General features: G+C 54.0%; 22 protein-coding genes, 2 tRNA genes and 2 pseudogenes. 19 read left to right on the plus strand and 7 right to left on the minus strand.

Annotation, left to right across the window (positions count from 1 at the left end; all coding sequences use genetic code 11):
- The first annotated feature begins 1 nt into the window (after window position 1).
- The 3 genes and pseudogenes from tpiA to fba form a co-directional block, all read left to right on the plus strand.
- Window positions 2–865, plus strand: a complete 864-nt coding sequence (tpiA, locus tag FLS37_RS12920) for a triose-phosphate isomerase (protein ID WP_157670386.1) — start codon at window positions 2–4, stop codon at window positions 863–865.
- Window positions 866–867: 2 nt separating this feature from the next.
- Window positions 868–1,935, plus strand: coding sequence for a class 1 fructose-bisphosphatase (locus FLS37_RS12925; RefSeq protein WP_157670387.1), 1,068 nt, complete (start codon window positions 868–870; stop codon window positions 1,933–1,935).
- 39 nt (window positions 1,936–1,974) lie between these two features.
- Window positions 1,975–3,012: pseudogene (gene fba, locus FLS37_RS12930) on the plus strand (class II fructose-bisphosphate aldolase); the annotation flags it as partial.
- 446 nt (window positions 3,013–3,458) lie between these two features.
- Here the strand turns inward: fba and FLS37_RS12935 are convergent.
- The 4 genes from FLS37_RS12935 to FLS37_RS12950 are packed head-to-tail and all read right to left on the minus strand — an operon-like array spanning window position 3,459 to window position 6,104.
- Window positions 3,459–4,445, minus strand: a complete 987-nt coding sequence (locus FLS37_RS12935; RefSeq protein WP_232522600.1) for a GlxA family transcriptional regulator — start codon at window positions 4,443–4,445, stop codon at window positions 3,459–3,461.
- Between the two features lie 10 nt (window positions 4,446–4,455).
- Entirely contained in the window at window positions 4,456–5,349 is an 894-nt protein-coding gene (locus FLS37_RS12940; RefSeq protein ID WP_157670389.1) for an EamA family transporter, read from the minus strand.
- Window positions 5,336–5,536, minus strand: coding sequence for a DUF1272 domain-containing protein (locus FLS37_RS12945; protein WP_157670390.1), 201 nt, complete (start codon window positions 5,534–5,536; stop codon window positions 5,336–5,338). The genes FLS37_RS12940 and FLS37_RS12945 overlap by 14 nt, the downstream gene beginning before the upstream one ends.
- A complete protein-coding gene (locus FLS37_RS12950; protein ID WP_157670391.1) occupies window positions 5,529–6,104 on the minus strand; it encodes a cysteine hydrolase family protein in 576 nt (191 codons plus the stop codon). The genes FLS37_RS12945 and FLS37_RS12950 overlap by 8 nt, the downstream gene beginning before the upstream one ends.
- A 196-nt stretch (window positions 6,105–6,300) precedes the next feature.
- Between FLS37_RS12950 and FLS37_RS12955 the strand changes: the two genes are divergently transcribed.
- The 5 genes and pseudogenes from FLS37_RS12955 (at window position 6,301) to FLS37_RS12975 (ending at window position 8,715) form a co-directional block, all read left to right on the plus strand.
- A complete protein-coding gene (locus FLS37_RS12955; protein WP_157670392.1) occupies window positions 6,301–6,852 on the plus strand; it encodes a DUF2799 domain-containing protein in 552 nt (183 codons plus the stop codon).
- 227 nt (window positions 6,853–7,079) lie between these two features.
- Window positions 7,080–7,184: pseudogene (locus FLS37_RS12960) on the plus strand (IS5/IS1182 family transposase); the annotation flags it as partial.
- A gap of 164 nt (window positions 7,185–7,348) precedes the next feature.
- Window positions 7,349–7,873 (plus strand): type I restriction-modification system subunit M N-terminal domain-containing protein, encoded by a 525-nt coding sequence (locus tag FLS37_RS12965; protein WP_157670393.1) that lies wholly within the window; start codon window positions 7,349–7,351, stop codon window positions 7,871–7,873.
- Window positions 7,830–8,300 (plus strand): nucleotidyltransferase domain-containing protein, encoded by a 471-nt coding sequence (locus tag FLS37_RS12970; RefSeq protein WP_198314623.1) that lies wholly within the window; start codon window positions 7,830–7,832, stop codon window positions 8,298–8,300. Before FLS37_RS12965 ends, FLS37_RS12970 begins: the two co-directional genes overlap by 44 nt.
- The gene (locus FLS37_RS12975; RefSeq protein WP_157670394.1) at window positions 8,290–8,715 is read left to right on the plus strand and encodes a DUF86 domain-containing protein; all 426 of its coding nucleotides are present in this window, start codon (window positions 8,290–8,292) and stop codon (window positions 8,713–8,715) included. The genes FLS37_RS12970 and FLS37_RS12975 overlap by 11 nt, the downstream gene beginning before the upstream one ends.
- Window positions 8,716–9,191: 476 nt before the next feature.
- Here the strand turns inward: FLS37_RS12975 and FLS37_RS12980 are convergent.
- Window positions 9,192–9,278: transfer RNA gene (locus FLS37_RS12980), tRNA-Leu, on the minus strand.
- Between the two features lie 31 nt (window positions 9,279–9,309).
- Window positions 9,310–9,396: transfer RNA gene (locus tag FLS37_RS12985), tRNA-Leu, on the minus strand.
- Between the two features lie 120 nt (window positions 9,397–9,516).
- On the opposite strand from FLS37_RS12985, the gene rnr reads away from it, so the two are divergent.
- The 4 genes from rnr to FLS37_RS13005 all read left to right on the plus strand — a co-directional run bounded on the left by rnr (window position 9,517) and on the right by FLS37_RS13005 (window position 13,751).
- Window positions 9,517–12,042, plus strand: coding sequence for a ribonuclease R (gene rnr, locus FLS37_RS12990; protein WP_157670418.1), 2,526 nt, complete (start codon window positions 9,517–9,519; stop codon window positions 12,040–12,042).
- A gap of 74 nt (window positions 12,043–12,116) precedes the next feature.
- Window positions 12,117–12,497: a hypothetical protein gene (locus FLS37_RS12995; protein ID WP_232522601.1), complete on the plus strand. Its 381-nt coding sequence runs from the start codon at window positions 12,117–12,119 to the stop codon at window positions 12,495–12,497.
- Window positions 12,498–12,636: 139 nt separating this feature from the next.
- Window positions 12,637–13,338, plus strand: a complete 702-nt coding sequence (locus FLS37_RS13000) for an SIMPL domain-containing protein (protein WP_157670396.1) — start codon at window positions 12,637–12,639, stop codon at window positions 13,336–13,338.
- Window positions 13,338–13,751, plus strand: a complete 414-nt coding sequence (locus FLS37_RS13005) for a protein YgfX (RefSeq protein WP_157670397.1) — start codon at window positions 13,338–13,340, stop codon at window positions 13,749–13,751. Before FLS37_RS13000 ends, FLS37_RS13005 begins: the two co-directional genes overlap by 1 nt.
- A 55-nt stretch (window positions 13,752–13,806) precedes the next feature.
- Here the strand turns inward: FLS37_RS13005 and nadB are convergent, their stop codons facing one another.
- On the minus strand, window positions 13,807–15,411 hold the full coding sequence (gene nadB, locus FLS37_RS13010; protein WP_374756838.1) for an L-aspartate oxidase: 1,605 nt from the start codon (window positions 15,409–15,411) through the stop codon (window positions 13,807–13,809).
- A gap of 159 nt (window positions 15,412–15,570) precedes the next feature.
- Here nadB and rpoE point away from each other — a divergent pair, with 159 nt between their 5' ends.
- The 7 genes from rpoE to lepA all read left to right on the plus strand — a co-directional run bounded on the left by rpoE (window position 15,571) and on the right by lepA (window position 21,715).
- Complete coding sequence (rpoE, locus tag FLS37_RS13015) at window positions 15,571–16,182, plus strand: RNA polymerase sigma factor RpoE (RefSeq protein ID WP_157670399.1); 612 nt, start codon at window positions 15,571–15,573, stop codon at window positions 16,180–16,182.
- 31 nt (window positions 16,183–16,213) lie between these two features.
- On the plus strand, window positions 16,214–16,711 hold the full coding sequence (locus tag FLS37_RS13020) for a sigma-E factor negative regulatory protein (protein ID WP_157670400.1): 498 nt from the start codon (window positions 16,214–16,216) through the stop codon (window positions 16,709–16,711).
- Between the two features lie 30 nt (window positions 16,712–16,741).
- Window positions 16,742–17,689 (plus strand): MucB/RseB C-terminal domain-containing protein, encoded by a 948-nt coding sequence (locus tag FLS37_RS13025; RefSeq protein WP_198314624.1) that lies wholly within the window; start codon window positions 16,742–16,744, stop codon window positions 17,687–17,689.
- Between the two features lie 23 nt (window positions 17,690–17,712).
- Entirely contained in the window at window positions 17,713–18,177 is a 465-nt protein-coding gene (locus FLS37_RS13030) for a SoxR reducing system RseC family protein (RefSeq protein ID WP_157670402.1), read from the plus strand.
- Between the two features lie 16 nt (window positions 18,178–18,193).
- Window positions 18,194–19,597, plus strand: a complete 1,404-nt coding sequence (locus FLS37_RS13035; protein WP_157670403.1) for a DegQ family serine endoprotease — start codon at window positions 18,194–18,196, stop codon at window positions 19,595–19,597.
- Window positions 19,594–19,836, plus strand: a complete 243-nt coding sequence (locus FLS37_RS13040; protein ID WP_308418765.1) for a glutaredoxin family protein — start codon at window positions 19,594–19,596, stop codon at window positions 19,834–19,836. Before FLS37_RS13035 ends, FLS37_RS13040 begins: the two co-directional genes overlap by 4 nt.
- An 85-nt stretch (window positions 19,837–19,921) precedes the next feature.
- Complete coding sequence (gene lepA, locus FLS37_RS13045; protein WP_157670404.1) at window positions 19,922–21,715, plus strand: translation elongation factor 4; 1,794 nt, start codon at window positions 19,922–19,924, stop codon at window positions 21,713–21,715.
- Window positions 21,716–21,732: the final 17 nt, after the last annotated feature.

Raw genomic sequence — 21,732 nt, forward strand, 5'->3', positions numbered from 1 at the left:
AATGAATGCAGCAATACCAAGGCAATTGTTAAATGCTTATCCCTATGCTCAGCCTAACGATGCTGCAGAGCGGCAGAAGCTGGTGGTCGGCAACTGGAAAATGCATGGCAGTCTGACGCTGTGCCGTGAAGCGATTCCGCGGCTGGCGCGTTCGGTGGGATCGGAGGTACAGCTGGTGCTGTGCCCGCCAGCGCCCTTTCTGGGCGAAGTGGCTCGCCTCGCGCACGGCACCGCAGTGCAATACAGCGGGCAGGATGTGGCCGAGCAGCAAAGCGGTGCGCGCACAGGCGAATGGTCGGCGGGCATGCTGGCCGAGCTGGGCTGCCGTTATTCGCTGGTTGGCCATTCCGAGCGCCGCCAGCACCACTATGAAGACGACGCGTTGATCGCTGCCAAAGCCAGATCTTGCCAGCAGTCGGGTCTGATTCCGATTGTTTGCATTGGCGAGAGCCAGGCCGAGCGTGAACGCGGCGAAACTGCGCAGGTGCTGTGTAACCAGCTTGACTGGCTGATGACGACGCCGATGTGGCGGCAGGCAATTGTGGCGTACGAGCCGCGCTGGGCGATTGGCAATAATCATCCGGCGACGCCTGAGCTGGCGCAGCAAACGCACGCGCTGATCCGCACCTATCTGGCGCAAACCGACGCCGTGGCGGCGACAAAAATCCCGCTGCTCTACGGTGGCAGTGTGAAGGCTGATAATGCCGCCGGGTTTATGGCTATGCCCGATGTTGACGGCCTGCTGGTGGGTGGCGCTTCGCTCGATGCCGCCTCTTTTCTGGGCATTTACGCCTGCGCCGTCGAGGCGAGTCAGAATGCGCTGCCGATTCAACAGTCTGCCCGTTTGGCAAGAATGGTGGCCTGATCATGAAGCTATCGTTAAACGAATTCATCTGGCAGCAGCGTAGCGATGAGCGCTTGCAGCGCGTTGCCCCGCTTTTGCTGGCGCTGGCGCAAAGTTGCCGCCTAATTGCGCAAGCCGTGCGCGATGCCGCACTAAACAACGCGACTGGCGCGGCGGGCAGCAGCAATATTCAGGGCGAAGCGCAGCAAAAACTCGATGTCATCAGTAATGAGTTGATGATGGCCGAAACGCGCGAGCTGGTGTGTGCGCTGGCGTCCGAAGAAATGGACGATATCGTGCCATGCAACCCGGATGCCGATTTGCTACTGGTTTTTGATCCGCTCGATGGCTCGAGCAATCTGGATGTGAATATCTCGGTCGGTAGTATTTTCTCGATTCTGGCCACGCCAAAAAACCTTGCAGGCGATATTTCTGCCGATTCATTTCTGCAAAATGGCCGGTCACAGCTGTGCGCCGGTTATGCGCTATACGGCCCGGCGACGATGCTGGTGATCACTACCGGGCATGAAGTCAACGGCTTTACTTTTGACGAACACAGCGGGCTATTCATGCTGACGCATCCAAAACTGTGTATTGCCAAAGAAGCCAAGGAATTCGCGATCAATACCTCGAATCAGCGTCACTGGCCGCAGGCTATTCAGCGCTACATCGCCGAATGCCAGGCTGGTCATGATGGCGTGCGCGGACGTGATTTCAATATGCGCTGGGTTGCGTCGATGGTGGCCGAAGTGCATCGCATTTTGCTGCGCGGTGGCGTGTTTTTATACCCGCAGGATGCTCGCACAAGCGCTAAAAACGGCAAATTGCGCCTGCTCTATGAAGCCAGCCCGATGGCCATGCTGGTCGAAGCGGCCGGTGGTGCCGCGTCCACCGGACGCGAGCGGCTGCTGGATGTGCGGCCCGAACGCCTGCATCAGCGCGTGCCGGTGATACTCGGTGCTCAATCCGAGGTCGAATTGATTGCAGGGTATTGCCTTGAAGATATTGATAGTCATGCTCTGCAGAGCAATACCCAGCAATCAAGACCGCAGAGTCGCCAGCAAACCTTGTTCGAAACCTTGTTTAATTAAATTACCCAAGCCGCCCTGCCACCCAACCGGAGCAATGCCATGTCACTTGTTTCAATGCGCCAACTTCTCGATCACGCCGCCGAATATCAATACGGGCTGCCTGCGTTTAATGTGAATAATCTGGAGCAGGTGCGCGCAATTATGCTCGCCGCCGATCGCACCAATAGCCCAGTGATTATGCAGGCCTCGGCCGGGGCGAGAAAATACGCCGGTTCGCAGTTTTTGCGCCATTTGATATTGGCAGCGATTGAGGAATTTCCACATATCCCGGTCGCGATGCATCAGGATCACGGCACCAGCCCGAAAATCTGCGAAGAGGCGATCCGGCTGGGTTTTTCATCGGTGATGATGGATGGCTCGCTACTCGAAGATGGCAAAACCCCTGCCGATTATGCTTATAACGTCGGCGTGACGCGGCAGGTGGTCGAGCTGGCGCACGCGCGCGGGGTGTCGGTTGAAGGTGAGATTGGTTGCCTTGGCAGCTTGGAGACGGGCAAGGCCGGTGAAGAAGACGGCGTGGGCGCTGAAGGCACGCTCAATCACACCCAGCTGCTGACCGATGTCGAAGAAGCCTATGCCTTTGTGATGGCAACAGGCGTTGATGCGCTGGCGATTGCGATTGGCACCAGCCATGGCGCATATAAATTCTCGCGCCCGCCCAGTGGCGAAACACTGGCGATTGACCGCATCCGCGAAATACATGAGCGGCTGCCGAATGTGCATCTGGTGATGCACGGCAGCTCGTCGGTACCGCAGGAATGGCTGGAAATGATCAACGAGTACGGCGGCGACATCGCGCCGACCTGGGGCGTGCCGGTTGAAGAAATCGTGCGCGGTATCCGCTATGGCGTGCGCAAAATCAATATCGACACCGATTTGCGCCTCGCCGCCACCGGCGCAATCCGCCGCTTTATGGCGCAAAACCCGGCCGAGTTCGACCCGCGCAAATATCTGCAGGTCTCGCTTGAAGCCATGCGCGATATTTGTCTAGCCCGCTACGAGGCTTTCGGCAGCGCAGGGCAGGCGACCAAAATCAAACCGCTGGGGTTGGACGTGATGGCCGAGCGCTACACGCGCAATCTGATGTCTCCCATCCCGAGCCGCCGTGGCGGTGTAGGCGCAGGGATTAGCGCCTTGAATATTAATCAAGCGCACGATCTGGACCGCTTTCTGCTAACGCGGGATTGCTATTAGGAAATGTTTGGATTTTGTGTTGATGTTGTGCCGCGATGATTGAGATGGAGCTTAAAATCCCCTGTCGCCCATCGCCGAGGGAGTGGAGCGAGACAAACAAGCTTTACCGTTTGGCTCGCGACCGACCGAGGGTAGCCCGGAGGGCCGCAGGCGGGGGGCGCCTTTCTTTGCTTACTTTCTTTGGCGAAGCAAAGAAAGTGAGTCCCCGTCGCGGATTGCGACTGTAAAACCATCGTGCCGCAGGCACTTAAAACCATCAACACATAATCTGAATATTCCCTGTTTTTAATAGGTATATGACGAAAGGCTATGATTGTAATAGCCTGTCATCATATACCCAGTCGAGAGTCGCTGGGCAGCTTGCCGTGAGCCTGCTGCCATACGCGGCGAAAATCGCGTGCCGAGCCAAAGCCGGCTTCCAGGGCAACTTCTTCTATCGTTAGCGCCGGATTGGCGAGTAATTGCTGCGCTAAAGCCAGCCGGATTTTTTGTTGATACTCATGCGGCGTCAGTCCGGCATGCTGCTGAAATAGCCGGGTCAAAGTGCGTGGTGTGCTGTGTACCGCCTTGGCCAGCTCGTCTAAAGTCCAGCGCGGTTTCATTTTCTGCCGCTGCTGCGATGGCTGGGAAAGCAAGTCCTGGGCCTTATGCACCACAGGATGAATGTGGTTGCGGTGTGCCAGCCATGCCGATAATTGCGGGTCTTGCCCGCTGCGGCGCAGCCATACAACCATTTCGCGCGCAATGGTTTGCGCCAGATTGGGGCCAAATTCACGCGCGACCAGATGCAAGGCCAGATCAATACCGGCGGTGATCCCGGCGCTGGTCGCAATCGGGCCATCTTCGACAAACAAACGGTTTTCTTCGATTAGCGCTTCGGGTGCGGTCTGCCGAAGGCGTGCTATCAGCTCGTGATGCGTGGTGCAGCGCTTGCCATCAAGCAAACCCGCTTGCGCGGCAATCATTGTTCCCGAGCAAATGCAGGCCAGCTGATGATGCGCGGGATCAAATTCACGCTGCAACCAGTCCACAATGGCTTGTGCTTCGGGGCGCTGCAGATTGTGTTTCGAATCTTGTACCCCAATCAACATGATCAGTGCACCATCGGGAATCGGCGCAGGCAAGGGCGCGAGCTGGTGCTGGCGCAGGCCGACCGACGACACCAGCTCGCTCACTGCGGCGACCATATGCAGCTTGAGCGGCGCGCCGTGCTCGGTGGCGATTTGCAGCACTTCAGCTGGGCCTGCCAGATCAAGCAGCATAAACTGCGGACTGAGGATGAAATAGACTTCACGCACTTGATGTATTTCACGCATGCTTCACCTGCTATGGCCAGCGCAAGCGGGCGCCAAAAATATTCAGTAATAATCCCAGCATTAAAATTAGCGCGCCTAGCCATTGCTGCGCGCTTAGCTTTTCATGCAAAAACACGGCCGCTGAGGCCAGCCCGAACCACGGCACCAGCAGGCTAAATGGTGCAACCAGATTGGCCGAATGGCGCTGCAATAAATCATTCCAGATCGAAGTGGCCAAAATCGTTGCAATCAAAGCCAGATACAACACCGCCAGCACCGATTGCAATGATAAATGGCGCAGGGCTGCGCCCACCACGGCTGGGCCATCGATGATTAGCGTGAGTAAACTAAAGATAGCCAGTGGGGGTAGTGCCGCCCAGACTATGAGGCTGCTGGGTTTGACGGCTATACCCTGCTTGGCAGTATGGCGGATCAGAATATTACCCAGTGCCCAGCCCGCTGCGCCGCACAGCGTCAGGCTAAACCCCAGCAGCGTCATCGTCTGGCCATTCAGGCCTTGCTCATGTGACAAGCCAATCATCGTCAAGCCGCCAGCCGCCACGATCAAACCGGCTAGCTGATACCAGCGCCAGCGCTCATTGAGCAATAGCAGCGCGAAAATCAGCGTGAAAAACGCCTGCGATTGCAATACCACCGACGCGAGGCCGGCGGGCATGCCCAGTTTCATCGCGGTGAACAGACAGCCAAATTGCCCAACGCCCCAGACCACGCCATAGCCTAGCCAGTATTTCGCAGGAATCGCCGGGCGTGGAATAAAGAAAATCGCCGGCAGCGCCACCAATAAAAAGCGCAGCGCCCCCAGCAGCAGTGGCGGCAAGCCCTGCAGCCCCCACTGGATCACCACAAAATTAAAACCCCAGGTGCTCACCACCACCAGCGCAAGCAGTAAATCACGCCACGGCATGGTTGGGCTCCTGCGGACGGCGGCGCGGACGCAGAACCAGTTCACCCTGGCAATTGGGGCAGACATGGCGAAAAACTTGCGTGCTGCAAGCGGGGCAGAAGGTGCACTCAAACGAGCAGATATAGGCCTGCGCACCAGCTGCCAGCGCGGTGCCGCAGCGTTCACAGCGGGTTTTCATTTCAAGCATGTTGGCGCTCCTTTTGTGCAAATTGGGCCGACAATTCGCCCTCCAGCTCGGCAACCGTCACGATACGGGCAAAGCGCCCGGCGAGCACCAGCTCGGTACGCGCTTTGATTTCGGTGGCGCTGTACACTTGGCCATTGGTGTGGGTTATCGCAAAGGTAAGCGTTGCCTCCGGCACAAAATCAACCTCGAAACCCAGATCGGACGCCACGCGCGCCGTGGTCTCGCAACATTGCTCGGTGCGGATGCCGCTGATGATAAGCCGGCTAATCTGCCGTTCACGCAGCCAGTGTAGCAAGCCCGATTCGGTGAGCGCATTGTGGACGTGTTTTTCAAACGTCGCGCTGGGTGTGTGCTGCAAAAAATCCATCGGCCTGACCCAGCCGCTGTCTTTGCGAAATGCATCATCCTGATCGACGTGAAGAATATTCACCACCGGCATCGCGCTGGCCTCACAAATGGCAATCAGGCGATTGAGCTGGCGCTGAAACTGCGGTAGATCACGCGTATCCCAATACGGGGCATGTTCAAATGATTGCTGTACATCAATGACTAATAGTGCTGAGGACATTTTTGGCTGTATCCTGTGAAAATGTATAGCCAGTATCTGCCTTATTAAGTATTGATTTAAGACTGGGTTAAGACAATATGAAGGACAAATATAGCCAAATTGATGCTGGAACGATGATATGACGCTGTTCAGCTGCAAGTCAGGATGGCCGCACTATAATCAGCATCAATCCCTATTCATTGCGGCGAGCCATATTATGAAAATCATCCGAAGTTTACTCATGCTGATTGCCAGTGCAGTCTTAGCCGGTTGTGCGGCAATGAATGAATCTGAATGCCGCGTGGGCGATTGGTATGGTGCCGGTTTGCGTGATGGTCAGCAGGGCGAGCAAAGCCGGATTGCCGAATACGCCGATGCCTGCGGCAAGCTGGGCATTGCGCCGATACTGGCCGACTATCAGGCTGGTCGTCAGCAAGGTTTGCGTAGTTATTGCCAGCCGGAAAACGCCTACCGGCTGGGTCGTCGCGGTGCCAGCTATGGCAATGTCTGTGCACCCGAGTTGCAAAGAGCATTTTTGCGCGAGTACGAACGTGGCTATCAACGCTATAGCCTGGAGCGCGATATTCAGACTCAGGAAAATAAAATTGCAGCGGCCAAGCGTGAACGCAAAAAACTCGAAGAGCACATTGCCAAGGCCGAATCAACAGAAGAGCGCCGAAAACTACTACGCCAGCTTAACCAGCTTGATCACGAACAAAGCAGCGCCTATCGCGAGCTGAACCGCCTGCAGTTGCAGCTGGTTCAATAAGAATTTAAATTCAACAGGATTGGACTTTTCAGATGGAAAATAACAAAAGCCACAATCGGAAGGACACCTCGAAAAACCCGCCAATCCGAATCCTGTAAACTAACATCCGTACCAAGTTCGTAAGAATCTACTATGAAACGCCGTACTGCCATCAAAACTGACCTGTTTGCCGCTGACCGCCATCGCGAAAAGATTGACACTCTGGGTGACCCGCCTGCAACGCATTGATCCGCAAGATCAAAACCGACACCGCCTCGGTGCATGACAGCCAGCATTTTGACGCGGTACTTGATCGCAACAACACCAGCCGGGATGTGTATGCGGATCGGGGTTAAGAGTGTAGCCCACTGACTGTCAATGGCTATGAGCACAAGCCGGGTTCGCCTGGCTTTTTTACTTTCGTTTTTCTCGCCAAATCCCCCTCTGCCGCAGCCCCCACCCCACCCAAACCCGTTACAATACCGCTCATCAGTATTCTTAATTTGGTTGAAAGCGTATGTCTCAGTCCACCAACAATCTTGCCGCCTACATCTGGTCACTCGCTGACCTGCTGCGCGGGGATTTTAAGCAGAGCCAGTATGGGCGGATTATTTTGCCGTTTACGCTGCTGCGGCGCTTGGAATGTGTACTGGCTGACACCAAAGACGCGGTCCTTAAGCAAGTCGAAATCGTCGAGCTGATGAATCTGCCGGAAGAGGGCCAAGAAAAACTGCTGCTGCGCGCCACGGGTGGCCTGAGCTTTTACAACACCTCGCCGATGGATTTATCCAAGCTTGGTGAATCCAACATCAAGGCCAATCTGGAAAAATACATCCAGTCGTTTAGCCGCGATGCGCGCGAGATTTTTGATCACTTTAAATTTGCCGAATTTATTGGCCTGTTGAACGACGCCAATCTGCTGTACAAAATCGTGCAGAAAGTGCGCCTTACCGATCTGAGCCCCGCCGCAGTATCGGATCCAAGCAAAGCGAATAAGTTTGCGCGGGTGGTGTTTGATTTGTTGGCGATGGGGAAAAATTAAAGTGCAGAGTATGATAGGGCAAAACACATCGCTGCCGCTTGCAGCTATATTGGCGCAGCTGCAAAACGCCTTTCCCAATTTGCTTGCGGTGTATTTATTTGGCAGCTTTGCCAAGCGCGAAAACGATGCACAAAGCGATGTTGATTTAGCTGTACTATTGGCAGGTCGCGGCGAGCCAATTACTTTGTGGCAAATTGGGCAGGATATTGCGGCAATGATTAATCGGGATGTCGATCTAATCGACTTGCGACTAGCCTCAACTGTGATGCAGTATCAAATCATCACTCAAGGACAAAGGCTATGGGCTTGTGATTCACAAGCCGCCATTTTCGAAAGCTTTATTTTGACTGAAAAAACGAATCTGGATACCGCACGTGCCGGTATTCTCAAAGATATTGAGCAACGGGGACGCGTATATGGCCGATGATGTGTTGATCAATAAAGCCGCAACGATTGAACGTTGCGTGCTGCGCGCCCGCGAGGAATACCACAAAGAGGTAGCAACTTTTAATACTGATTTCACACGCCAGGATGCGGCCATTCTGAATATTCAGCGTGCCTGTGAAGCTGCGCTGGATATGGGGCAGCATTTGATCCGCCGTGAAAAACTAGGTGTTCCGCAAAGTGCGCGCGATGTATTTGCCCTACTCGCGACCGCGCAATGGATTGAAACCGACCTAGCAACGAGCCTGCAAAAGATGGTGGGGTTTCGCAATATCGCGGTGCATGATTATCAAACTTTGCAATTGCCGATCACCATCGCAGTGATCACCCAGCATCTGGAAGATTTTTTGATTTACAGCCAAACCTTGCTATTAAAGGATCAGGCACCAGCACCCTAAACAGCATGTATTTAATGGTGTTAGAGCAGCAGCAAGGTACAAACCTGTTTCCATTAGCCAAAAATTAAATTTCATACTCAATAAAAAACAGGGGATTACCGTGTAACTTACACTTTAAGTGTCCGCTCCGCGGACTCGAAGTTGTTTTGTGAAAAAACGATGATTTCTAGGTGTTGTATTGGTTTTGGAGGAGATTGTTGGTATTGGAAATAGGGCTGATACCAACAATCATACCAACAATAAAAACTCGAATTATACGGTGGATGGGAATCCGCCGTTTGTCAGTTTGGTTTTAGTTGGGTGAAGTGGGTGGTGGTGATTTTTTGCGTTTTTGGCGAAAATATACCAACAATGATACCAACAATGGATATAGGATCTGCTTGGATTGGTTTGGATGGCGTTGGACACAAAAAACCCCGAAAACCTTTGTTTTACGGGGTTAATTGGACTTCTTTGTACTGCTTTGTATAACAAAATGGTGCCCAAGAGAAGACTCGAACTTCCACACCCTTGCGGGCGCTAGGACCTGAACCTAGTGCGTCTACCAATTCCGCCACCTGGGCACGTCTGATGCTATGATGCTGATTGAAGAGTTGGTGCCCAAGAGAAGACTCGAACTTCCACACCCTTGCGGGCGCTAGGACCTGAACCTAGTGCGTCTACCAATTCCGCCACCTGGGCTCTTTCAATCACCACTTTTGCAACCTTGCTACTATTTCGCAGCGCCGTCGCATCAGAGAGGCGCTATAATATGCAATCAGACGAACACCGTCAATCCTTAAAATGAAAAAAACTGGCCCAATGGAAAAAAAACTGGAAAAAGATCCCGTACCAAAGAAAAAACCGACTCGCAAAATCACCGGCTTGCGTGCCCAGGACCCTAATTTAGAGCGTGAGAAAGGGCGCTATGAGTTCCCTTTGCCCTCGCGTGAATTCATGCTGCAAATCCTTGCCGAGCGCGGTGCGCCGATGATGGCTGAGGAATTGGCTCAATTACTTGATATCCGTGAAGATGAAATGGTGGCGTTCGAGCGCCGCATGCAGGCGATGGGTCGCGAGGGGCAATTGTTGCTCAATCGCAAAGGTGCATTGTGTTTGCCGGAAAAGCTCGATCTGATTCCCGGTAAGGTGCAAGGCCATCCGGATGGTTTTGGCTTTTTGCTGCGCGATGATGGTGGCGATGATTTATTCCTTGGCCCCAAGGAAATGGACAAGGTTCTGCACGGTGACCGTGTGCTGGCGAGGCTGATCGGCGTTGATCGTCGTGGCCGCCCTGAAGGCGCGATTGCCGAGGTGCTCGAGCATGTGAATCAGCGCCTGGTGGGGCGTCTGCATAATGAGCGCGGCGTATTCTTTGTGACTGCGGAAGATAAGCGCATTAGCCGCGATATTTTGCTTGAAGCGAAAAATACCGGTGGTGCCAAAGCGGGGCAGGTGGTGATGGTTGAGCTGCTCGTTCAGCCTTCACGCTATTCGCAGCCCGTTGGCCATGTGATCGAATTGCTCGGTAATTACGATGATCCGGGCATGGAAATCGAGATTGCGCTGCGTAAACATAATCTGCCGCATGTGTTCTCGCCCGAGGCGCAAGCGCAAGCTGATGCCACACCGCAAAAAGTGAAAAAGAAAGACTGGAAACCAGTGCAAGGCGTTGAACGCGTTGATTTGCGCGATTTGCCGCTGGTGACCATTGACGGCGAAACTGCGCGCGATTTTGACGATGCGGTTTTTGCCGAGCGCAAAGGGAAGGGCTGGCGCCTGGTCGTTGCGATTGCCGATGTGAGCCATTATGTGACGCCGAATGATGCGCTGGATTTAACGGCGATTGAACGCGGTAATTCGGTGTATTTCCCGCGTCGCGTGATTCCGATGCTGCCTGAGGCTCTGTCAAACGGCGTTTGCTCGCTGAATCCCGACGTTGAGCGTCTATGCATGGTTTGCGATATGCGCGTGACGCAAAGCGGCGAAATTAAGAAATACAAATTTTACCCTGCGGTGATGTTATCCAAAGCGCGTCTGACATATACCCGGGTGTGGGATATGCTGCAAAACCCCAAGGGGTCTGACGCACAGGCCAATACCCACCTGTTGCCGCATTTGAATACTTTGTATGAGTTATTCCAGACCTTTGTGACTGCGCGCCATGAGCGCGGCGCGATTGATTTTGAAACGCAGGAAACCGAAATGCGTTTTGACGATTTTGGCAAAATCAAAGCGATTGTTCCGGTGGTACGCAATGACGCCCATAAATTGATCGAGGAATGCATGCTGGCGGCTAATGTGTGCGCCGCCGACTATTTGATCAAAAACGAACACGTCGGCCTGTATCGCGTGCACGAAGGCCCGACGCCAGAAAAGCTGAAAAATCTGCGCGATTACTTGCGCACGATGGCGCTGACTTTGGGTGGCGCAGAAGATCCGTCGGCAAAAGACTACGCGCAATTGCTCGCCAGCATCAAAGATCGCCCCGACGCCCCCTTGCTGCAAACGATGTTGTTGCGTAGCTTGTCGCAAGCGGTGTATTCGCCCGATAACGAGGGCCATTTTGGCTTGAGTTACGAAGCGTACGCGCACTTTACTTCGCCGATTCGCCGTTACCCCGATTTGCTGGTTCATCGTTCGATCAAAGCGATTCTGGCCGGTAAAACGTATAAACCGGCGACCAAGTGGGAGCAGCTCGGCGTGCAATGCTCGATGACTGAGCGCCGCGCCGATGAAGCCAGTCGCGATGTGCAGAACTGGCTCAAGTGTTACTACATGCAGGATAAAATCGGCGAAGAGTTTATGGGCTCGGTGTCAGCTGTCACCGGCTTTGGCATGTTTGTACTACTAGACGATCTGTATGTGGAAGGCTTGGTGCATGTCTCCGAGCTGGGCACAGACTATTTCCATTACGACGAAAAGCGCAAAGAGCTCAAGGGCGAGCGCAGTGGTCAGGTGTACCGGATTACCGATCGCGTGAAGGTGCGAGTCGTTCGGGTTGATCTGGAAACCAGCAAAATCGACTTTGCGCTGATCGATGATTTTGGTCGGCTACTTGGCGTGAAAAGCACCGCCGCGGACAAAAACGAGACTAAAACCGCCCCGGCAGCCCGTTCCGGCCGCACAAGTCGGGCCAGTGAGGCCAGACCAGCGGCAGGGACGACAGCCAAAGCAGCAGGTGCCAGCACTCGTACCACTAGTGCCAAGCCTGCTGGGGTATTAAGCGACGAGCCCAAGCTCGTGCGCAAAAAGCCCGGCACAGCCACGCAACGCCGCCGTGCACAAGCTGCGCAAAATGACGAGGGTGCATCGGCAACGGGAACACGCCGTCGTCGCCGTCGCTAAGCAAGGTGAGGGCGGTTGCGCTTTGTGTGATCGCCCCCATTTCAAATCTGTTCTGTTTGCAATTAATTGAAAAAATGAAACCTGAAGGAAACCGGATGTTTATTGTTGATCGTTCTGCTGCCATTATTCGCCCCAAGCAGCCTTTTCTGGATTGGCTCAATGCCTTGCCCGGTAATGATGTCACGCTCACGCTGGCGGAAATCCGCTCGGATTGCACGGTGATTCTGGTGCCAGAGGCGGCTGAGCCGGAAGATTCGATCGCTTTTATTGACGATATTGCCGATAAATTGTTTGATCAGGAATTGGCTTCCTGGGTGGCCGATGATGCTTTGTGGCCGGCGAAACGATCGTTAAAACTGTTCTGGGAATGGTTTGATGTCGAAGTGCATCTGGGCGTGATGGATGCGGTTTCGGATGACATTCACAATACGCCGACCGATCACAACTATCACTGATCACGAGTCATCCACGCTGAATACAAGCTGAATAGTCGCCATTTTTGATGGCGACTTTTTTACGCTGCATCTGTCGTGTTGCTGTGCTTAAATGAGCCTCATTCAGCCTGATGTCGGGCGTAACTCAAGGAATCATTTGATGAAAAGAAAAGCAATCTTGGCTGCGCTGCTGGCGATGCCGTGTCTGGCACTGGCCGATACTGTACCGCAATACAATGTGGTGAATCTGGATGCCAGCGTGAGTCGGCAAATTGACAATGATATGGCGCAGGCGACGTTGTTTGTAGAGCTAAGCGATAGTGATTCGAGCAAGCTGGCCGAAAAAATCAACCAGACCATTGCTGCGGCTCAAAAAACATTAAAGCAGTTTCCAACTGTGCAATCGGCTGGCACGGGCTATAGTAGCTATCCGGTTTACAGTAATAAAAACAATCAGTTGCAAGCCTGGCGCAGTCGTGGCGAGTTGCGGGTTAATTCAAAAGATTTTGCCGCTTTGTCCCAATTGATTGCCCAGCTGCAAAAGCCACAAAGCAATGGCATTGCGCTGCAATTGGCCGATATTCGCTATGAAGTGTCCGAGCAAAGCCGCAAGGCTGCTGAAGATGTGTTGATTGAAGAGGGTATCAAGGCTTTCCGTGCGCGGGCCAATATTATCCAGCGCAGCATGGGTGGCGCCGCGTGGAAAACCATGCAGATGAATGTGCAGACACAAGCCAATTATCCGCAGCCACGCATGTATAAGGCCGCCATGATGGCTGCCGAGGCTGCGCCTGCTCCGGTCGATGCTGGAGAGAGCCGCCTGGTGGTCAATGTGAATGGCAGCATTCAGGTCGGCAATTAATGCTGCCTGCAGTTTTGCAGATCAACCCCGCGTCGACATGGCAGCGGGGTTTTTTGTGTCTGACGCACGCTCTGGCGCTACTCAATGCCTGGTGGCTGGCCTGGCCATGGGCCTTGGTGCTGAGCGCGCTGCTCTTGCTGTCTTTGCGTGTTTATTGGCGTAAAGCTCAAGTGGTTAGCCAGATCCAGTGTTTGCCGGATGGGCTGCTGGATGTTCACACTGGAGCAGGGCAGCGCTACAGCATGCAGCTACTGGCTTCCAGCGTGCTGACCGCGCATGTGCTGGTGCTGCATTTGCGCGGCGATGGGCAGAAATTTCAGCTGGTGATTTGGCCAGACAGCGCGCCAGCCGAGGTGTTGCGGCAATGGCGCGTGTATCTGCGCTGGATCTGGCCAAATTTGCAGCGCAAATAAGCATAAGGGTATGCGCCCGCAGGGCTTGTTTAAATTGGCCTGCAGGCATATACCTTTATTTTTTACTTTCCGGCTTCAGCAAAGTGGGTTTGGATTCCAGATCAATGCCGGGGTAATCGCGGCTGTAATGCAGGCCGCGGCTTTCCTTGCGCGCCATCGCGCAGCGCACGATGAGTTCGGCGGTAATCACCAGATTGCGCAGCTCCAGCAAATCGTTGGAAACCCGGAAATTACGGTAAAACTCATGGATTTCGCTTTTGAGCAATTCAATGCGGTGCAGTGCACGCTCCAGCCGTTTATTGGTGCGCACAATCCCGACGTAATCCCACATAAAGCGGCGCAGCTCATCCCAGTTGTGCGAAATCACCACTTCCTCATCCGGATCAGTCACACGGCTTTCGTCCCATTCGGCAATATCAGGTAGGGTTTGTGGTGTTTGCTGCAGAATATCGTGCGCGGCGGCTTTGCCCAGTACCATGCATTCAAGCAGCGAGTTGGACGCGAGGCGATTTGCGCCATGCAAACCGGTACACGCTACTTCGCCCACCGCGTAGAGATTGGCCAGTTCAGTGCGTCCATCCAGATCGGTGACCAGGCCGCCGCAGGTGTAGTGCGCTGCGGGCACCACCGGAATAGGCTCTTTGGTGATGTCGATGCCGAGTTCCAAGCAGCGTTGGTAGATATTCGGGAAATGCTCTTTGACAAAAGCGGCGGGTTTGTACGAAATATCGAGGTAGACACAATCGTAACCGCCACGTTTCATTTCAAAGTCGATCGCGCGGGCAACGACATCGCGCGGTGCCAGTTCAGCTCGTTCGTCATGGCTGGGCATAAAGCGAGTGCCGTCAGGCAGGCGCAAAATGCCGCCTTCGCCGCGCACCGCTTCGGTAATCAGGAAAGACTTGGCGTGCGGGTGATACAGGCAAGTCGGGTGGAACTGGATAAATTCCATATTCGACACACGGCAACCCGCGCGCCAGCCCATCGCAATCCCATCGCCGGTCGCGACGTCGGGATTCGTGGTGTAGAGATACACTTTGCCCGCGCCACCAGTAGCCAGTACGGTAAACGGAGCCAGAATGGTTTCAACGCGATCAGCGGTTTTGTCATACACATAAGCGCCAACACAACGGCTGCTCTCGCCGCTGCGCTCGGTGATCAGATCAACGGCGATGTGTTCTTCCAATAAGGTGATATTCGGGTGCGCCGCAACCTTGATCGCTAAAGTATCAATCACCGCCGCGCCGGTCGCATCGGCCGCATGAATAATTCGCCGATGGCTGTGCCCGCCCTCACGGGTGAGGTGATAGCCCTGATAGCTGGTGTCGCCTGATTCGTCTTTGGTGAAGGGCACGCCCATCTTGATCAGCCAGTCGATGGCGTCTTTGGAGTTTTCGATGATAAAGCGGGTGGCTTCAGTGTCGCATAAACCGGCACCTGCAACGTGCGTGTCTTTGATATGCAGCTCGATGCTGTCCGAGTCATCCAGTACGGCGGCAATGCCACCTTGCGCCCAGCCGCTGCCGCCATCGCGCAGCTCGCGCTTGGTGATCAGGCCAACTTTTAATTTTTCTGCCAATTGCAAGGCGATGGTCATGCCGCCGAGCCCACTACCTAAAATCAGCACATCGAATTTGCGCATGCGAGTTAGTCCTTTAATTACCGCCGTGTTTCGCCCAGATGCCATATTATCAGAGCTGGCGCTCGCTGGTTGCCTGTAGCGGATTTGGCAGGGTGGACGAAGGGACTTGTATTTTTACCGAATGCCCCGATTTGATGTTCGTAAAATGCCATTCAACGACTTGATAGGAAGACAGGTTTGACACAGGTCACTGAGCGTGATTTAGACCAGGAGTTAGTGCGGCGAGCCCAAGCTGGTGATCAGCGTGCGTTCGAGTTGCTGGTGGTGAAATACCAGCGCCGGATAGCACGCCTGCTCTCGCGCATGATTCGTGATCCGGCCGAGCTGGAAGATGTGAGCCAGGAGGCTTTTATCAAAGCTTATCGGGCCTTGCCTTCGTTCCGGGGTGAAAGCGCTTTCTATACATGGCTCTACCGGATTGCCATCAATACGGCCAAAAACTACCTGTCATCGCTCGGTCGTCGCCCAATGATGGCGACCGAATACGAGGATGAAGATGGTGAAACGCTGGACGCTGTAGCCCAAGTGCCGGATTTTCACACGCCTGAAACTGAACTATCAAATCGGCAAATTGTCTCTACGGTAAATGAGGCCGTTGAGGCGCTTCCACCTGATTTACGCGAGGCAATTACCTTGCGGGAGATGGAAGGCCTCAGTTATGAAGACATCGCACTGGCGATGGACTGCCCGATTGGCACGGTACGCAGCCGGATTTTCCGGGCGCGCGAGGCCATTGCCAACCGCTTGCGGCCTTTACTCAGCGAAGTGGGTAAGGACAAACGATGGTAGCCAATGCCGCGGTGTCGAGTGAGGAAAGACAATGAACGAAAAATTATCAGCTTTGATGGACAATGAGCTGCCTGCCGAGCAGTGGCCTGAAGTGCTTGATGCCTTAAAGCGCGAGCCATTGCTGCAGCAGCAATGGAATGACTGGCATGTTAGCCGCGACGCCTTGCAGGGGCAAACTGGCTGCTCGGCCGATTTTATGCGCAAATTCTCAGCCCGCTTGGCGACCGAGCCTGTCGTGATTGCGCCGCAGCGCAAGCAGGCTTTTGGCGCCAAACGCTGGCTAGTGCCGATGACGGCGGCAGCTTCGGTCGCTTTTGTGGGGCTGGCTGTCTGGCAATTTAATTTTGTACCAGCCAGCTCAACGCAGCCTCAGCAGCTCGCTGCGGTAATCACCCCGGCTGCACAGCATAAGCAGGTGGATGCTGCGGAAGTGAGGGCTTATCTGGCGGCGCATCGTGATGGAGTGGCCAATCCGATGGGTGCAGATCACCTGGCACGGGTTTCGTTTGAAGTGGGAGAGCAGCGCTAGATGTTGAAGGGATGTTCCGCCTCGTATTGGATGAGTGCCTGCGCGGCACTATTGCTGGCACTGCCCGCCAGCCATGCCGCTGAAATGCTCGACAAGGATGATGCTGGCAGATTGCTGGAGCGCACTGCGGCAGTGGCAAAAACAGCAACTTACGCGGGTACTTATGTTTACCAGTATGGCGAGGAAATATCGAGCTACCGCATGATTCATGTGCTCGATGGCAGCAATGACGCCGAACGACGTGAAACACTGGATGGCCCGCCGCGTGAATACTACCGGCATGGCAATCAGGTCAGCATCTATCCAGCCGATCCGCAGCAAAAAGCCCTTGATCGCCGTTACACCGCCAAGCTATTTCCCCGGCAATTGCCCGATCCGGCCAGTAAACTGCTCAGCGCCTACGGTGTAGTCAGACTAGGCCACGAGCGCGTTGCCGGACGCGATGCGACGGTGTACCAATTGCAGCCGCTTGACCAATACCGCTACCCGCACCGCTTCTGGGTTGATGAAGCGTCCAGTCTGCTGCTGAAGTGGGTTGTTATGGGTATGCGTAAGGAGGCAACGCAAATATTTGCCTTCACGAATATACAGCTGGGGGGTAATGTAGATCGCAAATTACTTAAACCCACACGTCAGTTGCAGGCCGTAGAGATTGAAGCGGGTAACGGCCTAACCCAGATGCCGCAAGAGGCGAATTGGGACATCAAAGTCTTGCCAGCTGGTTTCAAGCTACTCAAACAAACCAGCAAAACGCTGCCGGGCAAACACCGCTCGGTGATCCATCACCTCTACAGTGATGGGGCGGCTACTGTGTCGGTGTTTATTGAGCCATTCCATCAGCGCCTGCCGCTGGGGCTGGCTCATCAAGGGGCGATGCATATGTATGTGCGCCAGAGTGGCACTCATCTGGTCATGGCGCTGGGCGAGGTGCCGGGCGTAACGGTTGAAGCGTTCGCCAATGCGTATAATGCGCGCTGATTAATGACCGTAAATGATTTCTCATGATTGAAACGCAAGCCCAAGTGATACGTACCGAAGGCGCACATGCTTGGATCCGGATCCGTCCGCATAGCCCGTGCGGCAATTGCGATCCTGAAACCGGTTGCAAATCGGTTGCGATCACCCGCATGTTCGGGCAGGCGCAGGACAGCTACCGTGTCAGTAACCCGATTGCGGCACAAAACAATGACCTGGTCATGGTTGCTATCGCCGAAGACGCTTTGCTTAAAACAGCGCTGTGGGCTTATGGCCTGCCGATGTTGCTGCTGTTATTGGGGGCGAGCATGGCCAGCTACTGCTACCAGCACGATGAATTGGCGACCTTGCTCGGTGCCGGGCTGGGATTTTTTATCGGCTTTCTGGTTTTGCGACATCTGCCCGCCGGTCATGTCGCTGAGCCCACCATTATTGCCAAAGTGCAAACTGGACAGGTTGTTAATACCTGTGAACTAAAACGTACTCATTGACCCAGAGGAAGGGACTATGCTGAATCGATTTTTGCTCACGACCATTTTGTTAGGTAGCACAGTGGCTGCAAGCGCCACTTCGGCCGCATTGCCTGATTTCACCACCGTGGTTGAAAAAGAAGGCAAAGCCGTCGTCAATATTTCAACGACGGCGTCGGTGCGCGACGATGATGCGGCTGCGCCAGGTATGGACGCCGATACGCTAGAATTGCTACGCCGCTTTGGTTTTCCCATGCCACCTGGCGCACGCGGCGGCCAGCCACGGCAGCATCAGGCTCAGTCGCTAGGCTCCGGATTCATCATCGACAGCAATGGCTATATTCTGACCAATGCGCACGTGGTCGCCAAAGCGGATGAAATTACCGTCAAAATGGTCGACAAACGCACGTTCAAAGCCAAGGTGGTCGGCTCTGACGCGCGCACCGATGTGGCCTTGCTGAAAGTCGACGCCAGCAATCTGCCCAAGGTCGCCCTAGGAGATGTCAATAAGCTCAAGCAGGGCGAGTGGGTGCTGGCGATTGGTCAACCTTTTGGTCTGGATAATACGGTTACCGCCGGTATTGTTTCTGCCAAGGGCCGCAGCCTGCCTGATGAGAATTTTGTCCCCTTCATTCAGACTGACGTGGCCATTAATCCCGGCAACTCCGGTGGCCCGCTGTTTAATATGAATGGCGAGGTCGTCGGCATTAACTCGCAAATTTATAGCCGTTCGGGTGGCTATATGGGTTTATCGTTTTCGATACCGATTGATGTTGCCATGAAAGTGGCGGATGAGCTTAAATCAAGCGGTAAAGTGACACGTGGTCGGATTGGTGTTTCGATTCAGGATGTTAGTGAAGATCTGGCGAAAAGCTTTGGTCTGAATAAAGCCGGTGGGGCGCTGTTAAGTTCGGTAGAAAAAGAGGGGCCGGCCGATAAAGCTGGACTGAAGGCGGGCGACATCCTGCTGAAGTTTAACGGTCAAAGTATTGCCAATTCGGGTGAACTGCCTCGCGTAGTGAGTGCTGCCAAGCCAGGCAGCAAGGCGACAGTACAAGTCTGGCGTGATAAAGCGGCGCGCGAGTTTCAGCTTGCCGTGGGTCAGCTGGAAGAGAGCGACAAAAATACCGAAGGCCGTGAGTACAAAGGCAGCAGTGATGATGCCGGCAAATTCGGTCTGGTGGTGCAGGAGTTGAATGCCCGCCAGCTCAAACAACTGGGGATTGCGTTCGGTTTGCTGGTGCGTGATGCAGTTGCAGCAGCGGCCAAGGCCGGTTTGCAGGCTGGCGATGTGATTGTTGGTCTGGGCGGGCAGGATTTGACCAGCATGGCTCAGCTTAGAAAAGCGTTAAACGATCTGAAGGCAGGCGAGTCATTGCCATTGCGTGTGTTACGTAACGGCAATCCAGCTTTTGTCGTGTTAAAGGCGCCCACTAAATGATGCAATTGAAGTTGTATGGTCGTGAGTATTGCAGTTTGTGCGTGGTGATGCGCGAGCAATTGCTGGCGCAAGCTGCCGGCCGGTTTGAGCTGGAGTGGATTGATATTGAAGATATTGACGCGCTGGAAGCCTTGTATGGCGAGCTGGTGCCGGTGTTGACCGATGCTGGCGGCAAGGAAATCTGTCACTACCATCTGGATCTTGCAGCATTGGATGCTAGGCTGGCCGATTTAGGCTAAAATCGCGGATTAACGCAATTCTCGGGCACGCGTGGCGTGCCCCTTTTTTATCTTGAGTTGCTCTTGACAAGACTTGGCTGGACACATGGATCATATTCGTAATTTCTCAATTATTGCCCACATCGACCACGGTAAAAGTACGCTGGCGGATCGGTTTATCCAGTTTTGTGGCGGCTTGGAAATGCGTGAAATGAGCGAGCAGGTGCTCGACTCGATGGATATTGAAAAAGAACGCGGCATCACGATTAAAGCGCAAACGGCAGCGCTGCAGTACAAAGCGCGCGATGGCAAGACTTACAATCTGAATCTGATCGACACCCCGGGGCACGTTGACTTTAGCTATGAAGTGAGCCGCTCGCTCGCCGCGTGCGAAGGCGCACTGCTGGTCGTTGATGCCTCGCAAGGTGTAGAAGCACAGACGGTCGCCAATTGCTACACGGCGATCGAACAGGGCGTTGAAGTTCGCCCTGTGCTCAACAAAATCGACTTGCCAGCAGCCGATCCGGATCGCGTAGCGCAGGAAATCGAAGACATTATCGGGATCGAAGCAGGTGGTGCAGTGCATGCGTCAGCTAAGTCGGGTATAGGCATAGAAGACATTCTGGAAGAGGTCGTCAACAAGATACCCCCCCCTAAAGGCGATATCGACGCGCCATTGAAAGCGCTGATTATCGACTCATGGTTTGATAATTATGTTGGCGTGATCATGCTGGTTCGCGTCGTTGACGGTGTTTTGCGCCCAAAAGATAAAATCCTGTTTATGTCCTCCAAAGCGCAGCATTTGTGCGAGCAGGTTGGCGTGTTTACACCCAAATCGGTGCAGCGTCCCGAATTGAAAGCGGGCGAAGTAGGTTTTGTGATTGCCGGCATTAAAGAGCTGGCCAGCGCCAAAGTCGGTGATACGATCACGACGGTGAAAATACCGGCTGCCGAGCCATTGCCTGGTTTTAAAGACGTCAAATCACAGGTTTTTGCTGGCCTCTATCCGGTTGAAAGCCACGATTACGAAAAACTGCGCGATAGCTTGGAAAAGCTGCAACTGAACGATGCTTCACTCAACTACGAGCCGGAGGTGTCGAGCGCCCTGGGCTTTGGTTTTCGCTGTGGTTTCTTAGGCCTCTTGCATCTGGAAATCGTGCAGGAACGTCTTGAACGCGAATTCGATATGGATTTGATCACGACGGCGCCGACAGTGAAATACGAGCTGGTGTTGCGTGGTGGCGAAACAGTCCAGATTGAAAACCCATCCAAATTGCCTGACCCGAGCAAATACGATGAAGTCCGCGAGCCGATTATCACGGCGACGATTCTGGTGCCACAAGACTATGTGGGGCCGGTGATGACGCTGTGTAATCAGAAACGCGGTCAGCAAGTGAATATGCAATATCTGGGTCGCCAAGTCATGCTGACTTATGATTTGCCGATGGCCGAAGTCGTGATGGATTTCTTTGATAAATTGAAATCGGTTTCGCGCGGCTATGCGTCGCTCGATTACGATTTTAAAGAATTCCGCGTTGGCGATCTGGTCAAGCTGGATGTTTTGGTCAACAGCGAACGCGTTGATGCCTTGAGCTTGATTGTTCACCGCTCAATGAGTCAATATCGCGGTCGCGAACTGGTGGCCAAAATGCGCGAACTGATTCCGCGCCAGATGTTTGATATTGCGGTGCAAGCCGCGATCGGTAGCCAGATTGTTGCGCGCGAAACGGTGAAAGCCGTTCGTAAAGACGTACTGGCAAAATGTTATGGTGGTGACGTGTCGCGTAAACGCAAACTGCTGGATAAACAGAAAGCCGGTAAAAAACGCATGAAGCAAGTGGGTAATGTCGAGATTCCACAAGAAGCTTTCCTCGCCATCTTGCAAGTGTCAGACAAATAAGCACATTAGGGAAACAG

This window comes from Chitinibacter sp. GC72, assembly GCF_009760905.1.
Classification (GTDB): Bacteria; Pseudomonadota; Gammaproteobacteria; order Burkholderiales; family Chitinibacteraceae; genus Chitinibacter.